This is a genomic window from Gilliamella sp. B2923, from assembly GCF_026536565.1.
GTDB lineage: Bacteria > Pseudomonadota > Gammaproteobacteria > Enterobacterales > Orbaceae > Gilliamella.
The window spans coordinates 1-1,080 of sequence record NZ_JAFNNZ010000047.1 but is presented as its reverse complement, the minus strand read 5'-3'; the positions used below and the strand labels follow the sequence as shown (position 1 = coordinate 1,080).

The following is a 1,080-nucleotide window of genomic DNA, read 5'->3' as shown; positions in this document are numbered from 1 at the left end:
ACCCTAACTTTACTCAGCGTAAGAAATGGTTAAGTTCAGACTATATGTTAAGTCGCTTAAAAGCCGATCCGGACTCGGTGCTTAAACGCTTAGGTGACGGTTATTATGAGCAACAACTGATTAAGGAACAAATCGTTGGTTTGACCGGTCATCGCTATTTGCAAGGCTATGAAAATGATTTAGCGCAGTATCAAGCCTTAATGGATGCCGGTATTAGCTTTGCTAATCAATACGGTATTGCGCCGGGGGTGGAGCTGTCTGCTGAGCAGATGAAAGCGTTAACGACCGATATGGTTTTGTTGGTGAAAAAGCAGGTGGTCATTAATAATCAAGCTATCGATGTTTTAGTGCCGCAGGTTTACATTGTTAACCGCACTGAGCTCAGCCATGACGGTGCGTTAATTGCCGGTGATAATGTCTTTATTAAAGGTCAGGCGCTTAATAGCAGTGGATTAATTAATGCGAAAAAAGATATTCAGTTATCCGGCAATAATGTCACCAATAGTGGCACGGTATTCGGTGAGCGGGTGGCAATCGATGCAAAAAATGATATTACCAATTACGGGAAATTAGTCGGTGATAAGCTGGTTTATTTATCTGCCGATAATGATATCAATCTTCTGTCCAGTACCCGCACGCAAATCCGTGGCAATAATGTCACCACCAATATCGACCAGGCCAGTATCATTCAGGTGAATAATGGCAATATTGTTATCGATGCCGGGCATGATATTCATGCTAAAGCCGGCTGGATTATTAATAATGCCGATACAGGCAATACGTCGTTGCACGCCGGTCATGATATTCGCTTTACTGCCGCTGAGATTGAAGAGAAGTTAGATTTAGGTGGCGGCAAACATTATCGTAAAAGCCATGAACACAATGTCGTTGGCAGTGAAATCAGTGCCGCCAATAATGTGACGTTAAGTGCCGGACATGATATTGATGCCAAAACGGTCGATATTTCTGCCGGTAAGCAATTAGGGCTTTATGCGGATAATGATATCGCTATCGGGACGTCGTCGGAGCGATTTGAGTTAGATGAGTTCCATAAGAGTTCAAGCAAAGGCTTTTTAAATA

1 protein-coding gene is annotated in these 1,080 nt (G+C 43.0%); it reads left to right on the top strand.

All coding sequences use genetic code 11. The features are described from left to right. Nucleotides 1-1,080, top strand: a 1,080-nt coding sequence (locus J3U42_RS12260; RefSeq protein ID WP_267336613.1) for a hemagglutinin repeat-containing protein, incomplete at both ends; no start/stop codon positions are given.